The 13,298-nt window shown below is 72.8% G+C and carries 12 protein-coding genes; 2 read left to right on the top strand and 10 right to left on the bottom strand.

Annotation, left to right across the window (positions count from 1 at the left end; genetic code table 11):
* Positions 1 to 3 precede the first annotated feature (3 nt).
* The 8 genes from DI005_RS11880 to DI005_RS11850 form a co-directional block, all read right to left on the bottom strand.
* Entirely contained in the window at positions 4 to 1,971 is a 1,968-nt protein-coding gene (locus DI005_RS11880) for a hypothetical protein (RefSeq protein ID WP_113642143.1), read from the bottom strand.
* 50 nt (positions 1,972 to 2,021) lie between these two features.
* The gene (locus DI005_RS11875; RefSeq protein ID WP_233520098.1) at positions 2,022 to 2,453 is read right to left on the bottom strand and encodes a hypothetical protein; all 432 of its coding nucleotides are present in this window, start codon (positions 2,451 to 2,453) and stop codon (positions 2,022 to 2,024) included.
* A 12-nt stretch (positions 2,454 to 2,465) separates the two neighbouring features.
* Positions 2,466 to 3,290 (bottom strand): ESX secretion-associated protein EspG, encoded by an 825-nt coding sequence (locus DI005_RS11870; protein ID WP_113642142.1) that lies wholly within the window; start codon positions 3,288 to 3,290, stop codon positions 2,466 to 2,468.
* 273 nt (positions 3,291 to 3,563) lie between these two features.
* Positions 3,564 to 4,781 (bottom strand): PP2C family protein-serine/threonine phosphatase, encoded by a 1,218-nt coding sequence (locus DI005_RS11865; RefSeq protein ID WP_369973571.1) that lies wholly within the window; start codon positions 4,779 to 4,781, stop codon positions 3,564 to 3,566.
* 64 nt (positions 4,782 to 4,845) lie between these two features.
* Positions 4,846 to 5,520 carry a hypothetical protein gene (locus tag DI005_RS11860; RefSeq protein WP_113642141.1) on the bottom strand — a complete coding sequence of 225 codons (675 nt, stop codon included), beginning with the start codon at positions 5,518 to 5,520 and terminating at the stop codon, positions 4,846 to 4,848.
* Between the two features lie 105 nt (positions 5,521 to 5,625).
* Entirely contained in the window at positions 5,626 to 7,935 is a 2,310-nt protein-coding gene (locus DI005_RS11855; RefSeq protein WP_147263841.1) for a LuxR C-terminal-related transcriptional regulator, read from the bottom strand.
* Between the two features lie 161 nt (positions 7,936 to 8,096).
* The gene (locus DI005_RS37935) at positions 8,097 to 8,279 is read right to left on the bottom strand and encodes a hypothetical protein (protein ID WP_137094186.1); all 183 of its coding nucleotides are present in this window, start codon (positions 8,277 to 8,279) and stop codon (positions 8,097 to 8,099) included.
* A gap of 127 nt (positions 8,280 to 8,406) precedes the next feature.
* Positions 8,407 to 9,360 (bottom strand): GntR family transcriptional regulator, encoded by a 954-nt coding sequence (locus DI005_RS11850; protein ID WP_113642139.1) that lies wholly within the window; start codon positions 9,358 to 9,360, stop codon positions 8,407 to 8,409.
* Between the two features lie 91 nt (positions 9,361 to 9,451).
* Between DI005_RS11850 and DI005_RS11845 the strand changes: the two genes are divergently transcribed.
* Together DI005_RS11845 and DI005_RS11840 are read left to right on the top strand one after the other, a co-directional pair.
* Entirely contained in the window at positions 9,452 to 10,036 is a 585-nt protein-coding gene (locus DI005_RS11845; protein WP_113642138.1) for an N-acetyltransferase, read from the top strand.
* Positions 10,033 to 11,184, top strand: a complete 1,152-nt coding sequence (locus DI005_RS11840; protein WP_113642137.1) for a C45 family peptidase — start codon at positions 10,033 to 10,035, stop codon at positions 11,182 to 11,184. The genes DI005_RS11845 and DI005_RS11840 overlap by 4 nt, the downstream gene beginning before the upstream one ends.
* A 202-nt stretch (positions 11,185 to 11,386) precedes the next feature.
* On the opposite strand, the gene DI005_RS11835 is transcribed toward DI005_RS11840, so the two are convergent.
* On the bottom strand, positions 11,387 to 12,073 hold the full coding sequence (locus tag DI005_RS11835; RefSeq protein ID WP_113642136.1) for a response regulator transcription factor: 687 nt from the start codon (positions 12,071 to 12,073) through the stop codon (positions 11,387 to 11,389).
* A complete protein-coding gene (locus DI005_RS11830; protein ID WP_113642135.1) occupies positions 12,070 to 13,182 on the bottom strand; it encodes a sensor histidine kinase in 1,113 nt (370 codons plus the stop codon). Before DI005_RS11830 ends, DI005_RS11835 begins: the two co-directional genes overlap by 4 nt.
* Positions 13,183 to 13,298: the final 116 nt, after the last annotated feature.

The following is a 13,298-nucleotide window of genomic DNA, read 5'->3' as shown; positions in this document are numbered from 1 at the left end:
CGGCTACTTCCAGTCCTCGTCCTTGTTCTTCTTCCAGTCGCCGATCACGGGCGGCGCGATCGCCTGCTCACCGGCGAAGAGGCCCGCCTCGGCCTCGACGTAGCCGGCAACGCGGTGCTCCTTGTCCTCCTCCTGCTGACGGCCGGCGCCGCCGGCGGGCATCCCGGCCATGCCCGCGGGCATGCCACGCGCACCCGCCGCACCGGCCGCACCGGCCGCACCGGCGACACCCGCGGCGCCCGCCGCGGCTCCGCCAGGAACACCGCCCTTGGCCGCACCCGAGGCCTGGCCAGGGGCCGCGCCGCTGCCGGCACCGCCTGCCCCGGCGCCACCCGCGGGGCCGCCGCCCGCTCCCGCGGCGAGCCCGCCGACACCACCCGCGCCGCCACCGGTCCCGAGCTTCGGCGCCGACCCCGCGGGACCACCGGGCCCCCCGCCGTCGAGGCCGCCCAGCCTGCTGGAGATGCTGTCGCCGTTCACGCCGCCCGCCCAGCCGAGGGCAGGCGTCTTCCCGAGCCCGGGGCCCTTCGAGTTCGGCGGCACGTACGACGTCGGTGTCGTCCTGCCGGGCAGGTTCGGCACGACCCCCGGCCCGCCCACACCGCCGGGGCCGGACCCGATGCCGCCCGGACCGACGCCACCGACGTTGCCGCCCGTGGGCAGGTCCGGTGTCTTGAGCGGCGGTGGGGTGGGCACGGTCGGGGTGCTGGACCTGTGCGTGGTGTCGTCGAAGTTCGCTCCGCCGGCAACGTTGCCGCCGGTCGCGCTCAGCGGCAGCGGCTGGCCGCCGGTCCCGGGCGTGTCCGAAAGCGGCGGCACGTCGACGCCGTTGCCTGCCGCCGCCGGGCCGGCACCGGGCAGGCCGTCGCCAACGCCGTCGCCGCCGCCAACGCCGAGTCGAGCGCCGGAGCCGCCCGCACCTTCCGCACCGCCAGGGCCCTCGAGACCGCCCGGGCCGCCCGGTGCGGCGGGGCCACCAGGACCACCGAGGCTCTCGGCTGGCTCGCCCGCCGTGGCCCGGCGGGCGGACGCGAGCTGCGTCTCGCGCGCCGTGGCGCCGGGTGCTCCGGCTCCGCCACCGGCGGGGGAGTCCAGCCGCGCGACCGTCCTCGCGGACGCGGTCGCGAGCTTCGGCGGTGGCGTGAACAGCGGCATGTCGATCGCCGTGCCGACCGTGTCGTCGAACTGGGTCATGATCCGCGCGGCCTGCGCGTGCGCCGCCTGCTGCGCCTGCATGGTCTGGATCGCCTGCGACGCGGCCCGCGCGTACTGCACCGGATCGGTGATCTGCATCAGCTGGGCGTTCGCCTCCTGCGCCGAGAACGGCACCGGCGGGTTGGCGGCCAGCTGCTTCTGCGACTCGTTGAGCGTCTGCGAGTGGATCTGCTGCTGGCGGCCGGTGAGCACGGCGCCCTGCGCCGTGACACCGAGCCACTTCGCCACCTCGGTCAGGTGCTCGCGCGCCGCGTCGCCGCCCTCACCGGTCCAGTTCCCCATGCTGTCGTCGATGGCGTCGGCGACGGCCCGCTGGTGGAGGGTGAGCTCGTTGCCGAGCCGCACCCACTCCTCGGAGGTCTCGGCGATCGCGGCGGAGTCGGCGTTGCTGTTGAGCACCTCCACCATCTGCTCGTGCGACGCGTTGAACCACACGGTCGTGGGGCGTTCGCCCGCGGGACGCAGCTCGAGGCCCTCGTCCAGCCCCTGCCGCGCGGCGGAGATCGCGTCGAGGTAACGGCTCTGGATCTCCTGGTCCTTCTCCTTCTCGGCGAGCGCGCTCGCGAGTGGGTCGTCCTCCACCTGCGCGGTCACCTCGGCGCGGATGTCGTCACCGGAGCGCGCCGTGTCGTCGATCGGGCCGACGTAGAACATCGACGACGGGTCGAGGGTGACATCGTAGAACGGGCTGGTCGGGTCGTAGTCCTCGCTGCTCGGATCCGACGCCGCTGCGGTCTTGTCGGCGGAACTGGACACGGAACTGGCACCTCATTCCGGTCTCGCCCGGGTCGGGCGGAAGCTGATGATCAGGACAGGTCGGCCTGGAAGCCGTCGAGGGCGGCCCGCGTGCCCGACTCCGTCTCGGCGTAGCGGCGCTTGGCCGTGCGAATGGCCTCGACATACTGGGGCAGCTCCTCGCGGGCACGCTGCAGCTGGGTGAGCAGGCCCCGGTCGTCGGACGCCGTCCGCACGGTGTGCTGCGCCACCCACTGCGCCGTGGCCGAGGTGCTGAGCGGGGGAGCAGTGCCGAGTTTCTCCAGTGCCGCCCACCGCTCGTTGAGGGCGTCGATCATGTCCTCGAGCGCGCTGATCATGCGGTCGCCGGTGGTCTCGTCCACCGCGAAGCCGCCCCGATCGGCGAGCTGCTTGAGTTCCACGCCGCTGAGCGCCCGCCTCGCCGCCATCGTCCGGGCGACGGCCTGCTGCCTGCTCAGCTCCTGCACGCTGTCATCGCTCATGCTTGCTCCGGGTCAGTAGGCGCGGGAGACCGCGTCTCGGATGGCGCGAACCACATCGTGGTAGCCCGCGGGTTCGTAGCGGGCGACGAACTCACCGCCGTCGTCGGTGGTGTGGACCAGATACCTGCCGGCCCCGGCGTCGAGCCAGCTGATCGAATGAGGTGGCGTCGCGTCGTGGCCGATGACGGTGATCTGCCCGCCGCCGTGGCGTTCGCCAGCCAGCACGCGGCGCAGCCGACGCTCGTCGCTCTCGCCGCCGCGGTTCCGCTCCGGCGGCGGCTCGACCATGCTGATGATGCTGATGTTGCCGAACGCGTCGGTCTCTTCCTCGTCGTGCTCGCGTTCGGCCGCCCTGCGCGCCGCGAGCGCGGACTTGTGCTCGATCATGCTGCTGCGGACCGTCGCGGGCGCGCCGGGCGCGGCCTGCGCGGAGGGCAGGACGCCCGCGAGCACGTCGACGAGCTCGTCGTCGGAGAACAGGGAGAAGAACAGCTCGTCGTCGCCGCGCTGGGTGATGCCCAGTGCCTGGGCGCCGTCGGTGAACGCGAGGACGGTGATGTGCTCACCGAGGCCGTCGATGCCGGTGATCGCGACGGAAAGCCGGTGGTCGCCGAACAAGCCGAACGCGGTCCGGACATGTGTGTGCAGGGCGTTGCCGACGATGAGCCTGCGTTTGGCGAGCTCCCCGGTGACGAGCTTGGCGAGCTTGATCAGCCGCGCCGGGTCGGTGGTGGTGTTGCGGACGCGCAGCGGGAAGCGGCGTACGTCGACGCCCAGCGCCTGTCCGACGATGCTCGCCTCCACGCTGCCCAGCACGAATTCGAACCGTTCCGACACGTCGCTGGAGGCCGCCTTTCCGGTGATGTCGCCTCAACCCAGTCCCGGTGCGGACTTTAGCAAATGATCAACGGAGCGGGAGCCGCGTAGCTCTGATCGCGCTGATTTTGCTCAGATGAGCGGGTTTTCGTCCTGCTGGGCAGTTGTCTGGACCGCACCTGGTTCACGCTCGATGGTCCTATGTGGACCAATGTCCGGCTGCGCGTTCACCCGTCGTCTCCACGCCCGTGATCCGCCGTTCACGAACCGGCGGGTCCACGCGGGACGCCGTGCTCAGAGACTCGTGGGGAGCAGGCTGGGGTGCGGCGGGGTCGGCCACTCCATCATCAGCAGGGTGGCGTCGTCATGGAGGATGCCCTGCTGGTGCTCCAGCATGGCATGACTGATCCGGCGGAGGGTTTCGGGCGCGGGCAGGCCGGCCGCGCAGTGGCGTTCGACGAGCCCGGTGAGCCGCTCCACCCCGAACTCCTCGCCGTGCTCGTCACGGGCCTGCGTGATGCCGTCGGTGTAGAGGAGGAGCCGGTCGCCCGGTTCGAGCCGTTCCCTGCCGGGAACCACGGGTTTCGCGCTCAGGTGTTGCAGCCCGAGTGGCATCCGCCTGCCGTCCGGCAGCTCCTTGAGCGCCTTGCCCCCGCGCAGCAGGATCGGCGGCGGGTGGCCGGCGTTGAGGTACGACAGGACGCCCGTGTCGAGCCGCAGCTCCGCCAGCACTGCCGTGGTGAACCGGGAACCGGCCGCGTTCGCGCGCAGGATCTCGTCGGCCTCGTGTGCGATGTCCCGCAACGACCGGCCTGCCCTGCGGGCCCGTCGGGTGGCGGCCAGGGCCATCGAGCACACGAGCCCTGCCTGCAGGTCGTGACCGGTCGCGTCGAACACGGCGACGTGCCCGACGGTGCCCTGCGTGGTGTAGTCGTAGCCGTCGCCGCCCGCCTGGTCGTAGTACTCCACCACGGCGCTGACCGTCAGGTCGCGGCACGCGAACGTCCGGGGCGGCAGCAGCTGCCACAGCAGCTCCGCCGTGACCGCGAGCGGCTTCGGCCGGGTCAGCCGGTGCAGCGTGTCGCTCTGCGGGAACTTGGTGACGCACAGGTGGCCGATGAGCCCGGCCAGCGTCCAGCACCGCGCGACGAGGTCCCGGTCGGCCGCGTCGGCGCCCTCGGGCAGCACGAAGGAGATCACACCGATCCGCGCGGTGCCGTCGAGCACCGGCACCCACAGCGCCGGCCTTCCGGTGGTGCGGTCGGTGGTCGTGAGCGGCTCGACCAGGCGGAACGCGCGCCCGGCGAGCGTGCTGTCGATGTCCAGCGGCTCGGCGAGGTCGGTGCGGAGCGGGTGGAGCCGCCGCTGGGGGAGGTCGGCGAGGTAGAGCTCGACGTCCATGCCCACCCGCGAGCCCGCCCGCGCGACGATCCAGGCGAGATCGTCGCCACCCGCGACGTGGCCCAGCTCGACGACGTCGCACAACGCGGCGTACCAGTCCGGCGCTTCCACCAGCTCACCGTAGGCGCCGGGAGCGGCGGGCGGAACCACCGCGACGCTCAGCCCACCGCGACGCTCAGCCCACGGCGGCGTCGGCACGCCGGTCCCGGAGCCGGCGCAGCGCCACCGCGGTCCCGGCGAGCACCACCGTCGCGCCCGCGCCGCCGAACACCCACGGCTGCCAGCGGACGGGGAGCTGCCCGGTGACCGTGACGATCTCGCCCTCGCCGGGCACGGCAGTCAGGTCGCGCGGCGCGAGGATCCAGTCCCCGGTGCCGAACAGGTCGTTGTTGTCGCGGAAGTCCTCCAGCCCGCTGTAGGTGCCACCCTTCGAGTCGATCACCAGCGTCGCGCCGTCGGCCTTGCGCGCGACGTACAGCGTGACCAGCTCCAGCGAGCCGTCCTCGTACCTGGCCACGACCGACCGCCCGAACAGCTCTCCGTCCTGCCCGGCGAAGTCGTGCCACGCCTGCTTCACGCGCGCGTTCGGCCTGCACTCCTCGCTCTCCGCGCACGGGAAGGCCGACAACAACCGGGTCTGCAGCTGCTCGGGGGTGTAGTGCGCCGCGAAGTTGGCCAGCCGGTCCTCGCCCGAGGTGTCGGTGGGGAACCGGTCGTTCTTCACCTCGCCCGACCTGGCGTACTCCAGGAACACGTTCGGCGGCGGGCCGGGCTCGGCCGCTCCGCACGCGGGCAGCACCAGGGCGATCGCCGCCACGGCGACCGCGAGAAATCCGGGTCCGGTGCGCATCGCGAGGCTCCTTCCAGCTCGGGTGAGCCGTCACGGTAACGGCGCCGCCGCACTCGTCCGGTGGAGCTGTCCGCAAGCTGTCAGAAGCGCAGGCCGTCAGGACGCTCAGTCGGCTTCGCGCGCCAGCCACGCCGCGATCTGGGCGCGGGAGGTGAAGCCGAGCTTGCTGAGGATGTTCTCGACGTGGGTCTCGGCGGTGCGCTGCGAGATCACCAGAGTGCTGGCGATGGCCTTGTTCGACAGGCCCTGCGCGACCAGCTCGGCCACCTCGTTCTCCCGCTTGGTGAGTGAGGTCGGCGCCGGTCTGGTGGCGTCCGGTGCCGGCGCGTCCGGCTCCTCCTCGAGCGCGAAGTCGATCCCCTCGCCCGCGCCGAGGTGCGCGCCCTTCTCCCGCGCTCGCGTGGCCCGCCGTTCTCCGAGCGTCCGCGTCAGCTCCTCCACGCAAGCCTGATGGGGGGCGGCCGCCCACGGCAGCCTGCTCGCCCGGGTGCCCAGCGCGTCGAGGCGGGCCTCGGCGACGCCCAGCAGCACGGCGCCGCGCTGCGGGTCGCGCTCGGCGGTCGCCCACGCGATCCCCTCGATGCACAGTGCCGCGCCGAGCTGGTCGGCGAGGTCTCGCTTGAGCCGCAGGGCGTCGCGCAGCGTCGTGATCGCCCGCTCGGCGTCGCCGCGCTGCCAGTACATGACGCCGGCGTGCCAGAGGCTGTAGGACCGGAACCAGTAGTCCCCGATCTGCTCGCAGCGGCGCAGGCACTCGGCGTGGCGGCGCAGCGCGGACTCGGTGTCGCCCGCGGAGCCGTGTGCCAGCTGCAACGAGATCAGCGCGCTGATCTCCTGGTTCACCGCGTTGGCTGACTGGAAGACCGCCAGCGCGCGCTCGTTGTCCGCGATCGCCGTGGCGGTGTCGCCGGTGAGGACCGAGGTCATCGCGTTGAGGTTGTCGAACTGGGCGCGCATCACGTCGTCCAGTTCCCCCGCCGTCTTGCGGCCCCGCTCGATGAGCGGCGCCGCGTAGCCGACATCCGCCTGCACCACGCCCAGCCAGGCCGCGGCGTAGAGCGCCCGCGCGCAGGTCTCGGCGGAGTAGTCGCCGCGGGCAAGGAGCAGATCGAACCAGTGCCTGCCCTCATCGAGCGCGCCGGAGCGCAGCCAGTGCTCCCGCAGCCCGCCCGCGATGCGCAGCCCTTCCTCCTCCTCGCCGGGCTCGTCGACACAGAAGCCCAGCGCCGCCTGGAAGTTCAGGTGGTCGCGGCGCAGCCGGTCCATCCACTCCCGCTGCGCTGAGCCGATCCACTCCGCTCCCGAACGGTCCGCCAGCGCGGCGTAGAAGTCGCGGTGGCGGACCCTCGCCGCGTGCTCCTGACCCGCCTCCCGCAGCCGTTCGAGCCCGTACTGGGCGATCACCTCGAGCATGCGGTATCGCATCCGGCCGTCCGCCTCCTCGGAGACCACAATGGACTTGTCTACCAAGGACAGCAGGATTTCCAGCAGTGCCATGGGTTCGGCGCCACCGCAGATGGCCTCGGCCGCGTCCAGCTCGAACCCGCCGGAGAACACCGAGACACACGCCCACAGGTCCTGCTCGGCGGGTGTGCAGAGGTCGTAGCTCCAGTCCACGCAGCCGCGCAGGGTGCGCTGCCGGTCCGGTGCGGTGCGGCTGCCCGAGTTGAGCAGCTGGAAGCGGTCGGCGAGCCGCTCGGCGAGCTCGGCCGGCGAGAGGCCGCGCAGCCGGACCGCGGCGAGCTCCAGTGCAAGTGGGATGCCGTCGAGGTGACGGCACACGGTGACGACCGCGTCGCGGTTGTCCTCGGTGAGCTGGAAGCCGGGCACCACGGACCGGGCCCGGTCGACGAAGAGGGCGACGGATTCGTACGCGGTGGGGTCTCCGCTCGTGCCGGGTTCGTCAGGAGGAACGGGTAGCGGGGCGACGGGCAGCACGTTCTCGCCCATGATGCCGAGCGGCTCGCGGCTGGTCACCAGCACGTGCAGTTCGGGGCAGGCGCGCAGCAACTCGTCGATGAGTCCCGCGCAGGCGCCGACGAGGTGCTCGCAGTTGTCGAAGATCAGCAGCGTGCTGCGCGAGGCGAGATGCTCGACGAGGGAGTCCTCGACCCGGGTGGAGGGCTGCGTCTGCAGGCCCAGCGTCTTGGCCACGGTCGCGGCGAGCAGCGCGGAGCTGCTGACCGACGAAACGCTGACGAACCACACCCCGTCGCGGAACGCCCGGCGGACGTCGGCCGCGGCGCGCTGGCTGAGGCGGGTCTTGCCGACACCGCCGGGTCCGGTGAGCGTGACGAGGCGGCTGCCGGAGAGCAGGCGTTTGACGTCGGCGCGTTCCTGCCGCCTGCCGACGAACGTGGTGAGATCCGCGGGCAGGTTGCCCACGGAACCGCGCAGCATCATCGGCGCAGTCACGCACCGAAGTCTAGTCGGACCGGGGAGCCGGAACGCGATTGGAGGAGCGCGGCGGGGCGGAGGGCTGCGGGGAGAACGCCCTCGGCCCCGCCGCGCCTTGGCGCGCGGTACGGGTGGTACCTGCTCCGTAACGCGTCGCCAGGCTGGAGAGGCCCGCCGCCTCAGGCCGCGTGCGGGGTCACGCGGCCGTCGGTACGCGTCGCGGCCCGCCGGGCCCACGTCGGGGCGCCGCACCGGGGACGCCAGGTGCCGACGTGGACCCACTGACGGCCCCAGTGGTAGGACATGAGCACCGTGGGGCGCCGGCAGTGGGGGCAGGGCTGCGGATGCGAGTCGATGGGCATGGGTCTCTCCGTACCGGGAATCGGTCGTGCTTCCAGGTTGGCGGTTTCCTGGCACAGACACATCGGGAGGGCTACGTACGCGACTACGGAGATTTCGTGACGGCCCCCAAGGCCACCTTTGTTGCGCTCAACGCAACAAAGGTGGCCTTGGGGGCTTTCGGTGCCCCTGCCGGTCGCGCCGGGAGACCTGGGCCACTCGCAGGGCGAGCCCGTCGAGGTGGCGGGTCAGCCCGAGTGCCAGCACCCCGTCGAGGTCCTCCGCCACCTCGCCCCTCGTCTCGGCGAGCCGGGGGAAGCGTCCGGTGCCGAGCACGGCGTTCACCTCGCCGGACAGCGCGAGCCACCACTGCTGGTTGGTGAGCCCGCTCGCCCGTTCGGCCTCGCGCTCCGCGGAGGCCGACAGCGCGAGCCCGCGGACGAGCGCGGGCAGGGCCATCGCCTCACGCAGGCGCTCGTCCGGGTCGAGTCCGAGCCCGTCGAGCGCGGCGAGCGTCCACTCGGTGTGCGCCATCGCCTCCGGGATGAGCAGCGGCCGGGTCATCGAGACGAGCCCCGGCAGCCACGGATGGCGCCGATAGGCGTCCCACTGCAGCCGGCAGATCAGCTCCAGTTTCGCCCGCCAGCGCGCCGGGCCGGGCACCGGCGGCTGGTTCCGGGCGAAGACCTCCCTCGCCATCAGCAGCACCAGCTCGTCCTTGCCGGCCACGTGGCGGTACAGCGACATCACCCCGGCACCGAGGTCGGTGGCGACGCGGCGCATCGACACCGCGCCGAGTCCCTCCTGGTCGGCGATCGCGATACCGGCCTCGGTGACCCGCTGCCTGGTCAGCACCCCCTCGGCGGTTCGGCGGACGGGCGGCGCCGACGGAGCGCGCACGACGGTGCCGACGCCGGTGCGGGCCTCGGCGAGCCCTTCCCGGCGAAGCGTCGCGAGCACCTTGGTCGCGGTCGCCATCGCGACACCCCACTCGCGGACGATCTGCCGCGCCGACGGGACGCGATCGCCGGGGCCCAGCTCGCCGTCGGCGATGCGGTCCCGGATCTCGGCGACGATGCGCAGGTAGGGAGGTACGGCGTTCATGGGCCAACTGTACTAGTGCACTAGGTAGGGATGTCCCCCATATTCGCCTCAATATCACCTAATCGGCTCCGACGATGGGTACGTTGTACGCATGGCGATCGATGAGAGGGCGAGCGTCGGGGTGCTCGTCGCGGCGTTCCAGGACGACCCCGTGTCGCGCTGGCTGTTCCCCGAGGACGAGTCCCGGCCGCGGGCGGCCGAGCGGCTGTTCGCGCCACTGGTGTCGCGGTCGGCGGCCGAGGGCGAGCTGGCCGTGGCCGGTGGTGGCGCGGCGGTGGCCGTATGGCTCTCGCTGGCGGCCGGCGAGTCGGTCATGGGTGGCTCCGACGGCGAGGTGCCGCCGGAGCTGCTGCCGCACGTGCGGCGTCTGGTGACGTTCGCGGACCTGGCGGGGCGGCGGCACCCGCACGACCGGGCCCACCTCTACCTGCCGTTCCTCGGCGTCGAGCCGGGACGGCAGGGGAGCGGGCTCGCCCGAACGCTGCTCGCAGAGCGGCTGGCGAAGGCCGACGAGCAGGGCCTGCCCGCCTACCTGGAGGCCAGCTCGGCCCGCAGCCGTCCGCTGTACGAGCGGCACGGCTTCCACACGATCGGCGACCCGATCACCCTGCCCGACGGCCCACCGATCTGGCCGATGTGGCGGGAACCGGCTCAACGACAAGGAGAGATGCGATGACCACGCACAGCGAGATACTCGTGGGTGGCCGCGCTGGGGACTTCATGACGGTCCGCGGCCTGCGGCTCACCGGCAGCCAGACCGAAATCGGCAGGGGCCTCGCCGACGCGGCCCGCGAAACCTATGGCTGGCGGCCGCTCGCGGCCGACCCCCGGCGGGCGCGGGCCCGGCGCGAGTGGTTCGCGACGCACTGGCCGCAGCACGCCGCCCGCCTGCGCGGGGCGGCCTCGGCGGCAGGCGTGGACCCGGATGCCGCGGTGTTCCTCGACTCGTTCACTGGCGTCCCCGAGGGCTCGGCCTGCTCGGTGACCTTCTGCCCGCCCTCGCTCACCGAGGAGGGCAGGGGGCTCGTCGGCCGCAACTACGACTTCTTCGTCACGAGCCAGGCGGCGCTGTTCGCGATGCTCTCCGGGGAGACGATCGAGGACACCGGCCCGCCGATGGCCTCGCGGCCCTATGTGATCACGAGTGTTCCCGACGACGGTCCCGCCACCACGGTGCTCACGATGAACGAGCTGGACGGCTGCATGGAGGGCGTCAACGAGCACGGCCTCACCGTGGCGCTGCTGATCGCCGACGCCGAGGCTGCCGGCGCTCCGGTGGACGCGGGCCCGCAGGTCGGGCTCGGCAGCACGCAGCTGCCCCGGTTCGTGCTCGACACGTGCGCGACGGCGGAGCAGGCCCGGATGGCCCTGCTCGGGGCGAAGCAGTACGACCTCGGCGCGCCGCTGCACTACCTCGTCGCCGACGCCTCGGGGGACGCGTTCGTCTGGGAGCGCGGACCGGGCGGCGACGAGCACATCGTCGACGCCGGTTCCGCGGCGCTGTGCGTCACCAACCACTACCTGCACCGTCACCCGGATCCGGCGAACCTGCCCGAGGACAACGCGGAGACGATGGAGACCTACCAGCGGTACCGCTCGCTGCACCGGTGGAACGAGAAGGGTGAGCTGTCCGGTCCGGCGCTACGGGCCGCGCTCGACGACGTGCGATACGAGGCGGGCAACGCGGGCGCCCACCCGGTGCGGACGCTGTGGCGCTCGGTGCTGGACACGGGCGAGCGGACCATGTCGACGCGCTTCTACCTGGGCGACAACCCCGACGGCTCGGCCCGCTACAGCGACGAGCTGGTGTTCGCTGCGAGGTGACGGGCGCGGGCCGGTCAGGACCACAGTGGACCTGCTGATCCTGCGCGTGCGCGGGGTGCCCGGCCCGCTCGCGGAGCGGCAGCCGCAGCGCGCTGACGCTGTCCGAAGGGGACCCGTCGATCCAGCTCCTCCGGCGCGATCACGATCGTGCTGTGGAGCGTCGTGGTGCCGGGGACACTCGCTCCCGCGGCGACGGCGTGGTTCAGGCGCCCGGAACGGACGTATCCGCAGAGCCCGGTCCGGTGAGCAGGCCGTGCTGCAGCGCGCGCAGCACGGCCCGCGTCCGGTCCCGCACGCCGAGCTTCATGAGCAGGCTCGACACGTGGTTCTTCACCGTGCCCTCGGCAAGGTGCAGTGCCGCGGCGATCTCCCGGTTGGCGTAGCCGCCCGCCAGCAGCCGCAGGATCTCCAGCTCCCGGGTGGTCAGCGGCTGCGGCGGAGGGAGGTCGTCGATCTCCTCCTGCGGCGGCAGGTTGCCCGCGGCGCGCAGGAGGCGGTCGGTGAGCGCAGGCTGGACCAGCGTGCCGCCCTCGGCCAGCGTGCGGATCGCGCCGATGAGCTGTTCGAGGGTCACGTCCTTGAGCAGGTAGCCGTGCGCGCCCGCGCGCAGCGCGCTGAGCACCAGCTCGTCGTCATCGAACGTCGTCAGCACGAGCGCGGGCAGCGAACTGCCGCGGGCACGTAGCTCGCGCAGCGTGGAAATGCCGTCCCTGCCGGGCATCCGCAGATCCAGCAGCACCACGTCGGGCGGGGACTCCTCGATCACCGCGAGCGCTTCGTCGCCGTCGCCCGCCTCGCCGACGACGGTCACCTCGGGGGAAAGCTCCAGCAGGCTGCGGATGCCGTGCCGGACGATCGTCTGGTCATCGACCACGCACACGCGGATCACGGCGCCGGCACCGTCGCGTCGACGCGGAAACCGGGTCTGCTCTCGAAGCTCACGCGTCCACCGAGCTGCTCGACGCGCTCGCGCACGCCGGTGAGCCCGTTGCCGATCCGCAGCAGCTCCGCGCCGCGCCCGTCGTCCTCGGCGCGCAGCGTGATCTCGCCGGACTCGGCGCGGTCCACACGTAGCCACAGGTTCTCGGCCTCCGAGTGCCGGATCGCGTTGGTGACCACCTCCTGCACGCAGCGAATGAGCGTCACGGCGCACTCCTCGTCGGGCTCGATGTCGTCGGCGACGCTCAGGTGAACGCGTGGCCGCGGCAGGTCCGCGACGATCTCGGCGAGCGCCTCGCGTAGCCGGGGCGGGCGCGACCGCAGCTCGCCGACGGCCGTGCGGACGTCGCCCAGCAGTTCCCTGGCGAGTCCTCGAGCCCGCAGGACGTGCTCGGCCGCGGCGTCGCCCCGGTGGTGGGAGGCGACCTCCAGCTCCAGCACGAGCGCGGTGAGCTGGTGGCCCAGCAGATCGTGCAGCTCGCGGGCGATGCGCAGCCGCTCCCTCGACCGGCTCGACTCCGCGAGCAGCGCGGTCGCCGCCCGCAGCTCCGTGTTGGCCACCGCCAGCCGTTCGCGGGCGGTCCGCTCGCGCCGTTCGCTCCACACCGCCCACACCGAGCACGTCTGCAGCGCGGCGTAGACCAGCGAGGTCAGCGCGACATCGGGGAACGGGCCGCCCGCGACCACGACGGCGAGTGCCACCACGCCGGTGTTGGCCGCGAGGAACGCGGCGGTGAGCCGCCGGGACGCCAGCGTCGCCGCGCACGCGGTGACGAACACGAGCAGGATCGGCGTGAACCCGGCGCGTGCGGCGAGCAGAACGGTGCCGGCCGCGCACAGCGCGAGCGGCACGAGCACGATGACCGGCCGCCTGGCGAAGCCCGCGAAGATCAGCCCCAGCAGGGCCAGGTAGCCGAGGTAGCAGGCCCACCACGCCCAGGCCGGGCCCGTGGTCGCGGTGGCGTCGCCGAACAGGTCGATCACCACGGGAACCGCGACGAGCAGGGACACGGCGACCAGGCTCGCCGCCGTCCAGATCTCGAGCCGTGACTCGCTCATCGCCCCAGGCTACGCAGCGCGCCCGGCGGTGACCCGTGCCGGAAGTCATGGTCGCCGATCATGACCTCTGGCACCTGCACTGGGCGGGCCGCCCTGCCTACCTTCTGCGGCACGAC

This window comes from Prauserella sp. PE36 (assembly GCF_003311655.1).
Lineage (GTDB): Bacteria > Actinomycetota > Actinomycetes > Mycobacteriales > Pseudonocardiaceae > Prauserella_A > Prauserella_A endophytica.
This window is presented reverse-complemented; position numbering and strand designations above follow the sequence as displayed.

Bases quoted from the DNA above. Each gene is read 5' to 3' on its own strand.
- DI005_RS11830 (WP_113642135.1), bottom strand. From the start codon at position 13,182: ATGAGCGAGTCACGGCTCGAGATCTGGACGGCGGCGAGCCTGGTCGCC.
- DI005_RS11850 (WP_113642139.1), bottom strand. From the start codon at position 9,360: ATGAACGCCGTACCTCCCTACCTGCGCATCGTCGCCGAGATCCGGGAC.
- DI005_RS11840 (WP_113642137.1), top strand. From the start codon at position 10,033: ATGACCACGCACAGCGAGATACTCGTGGGTGGCCGCGCTGGGGACTTC.
- DI005_RS11860 (WP_113642141.1), bottom strand. From the start codon at position 5,520: ATGCGCACCGGACCCGGATTTCTCGCGGTCGCCGTGGCGGCGATCGCC.
- DI005_RS11845 (WP_113642138.1), top strand. From the start codon at position 9,452: ATGGCGATCGATGAGAGGGCGAGCGTCGGGGTGCTCGTCGCGGCGTTC.
- DI005_RS11875 (WP_233520098.1), bottom strand. From the start codon at position 2,453: ATGAGCGATGACAGCGTGCAGGAGCTGAGCAGGCAGCAGGCCGTCGCC.
- DI005_RS37935 (WP_137094186.1), bottom strand. From the start codon at position 8,279: ATGCCCATCGACTCGCATCCGCAGCCCTGCCCCCACTGCCGGCGCCCC.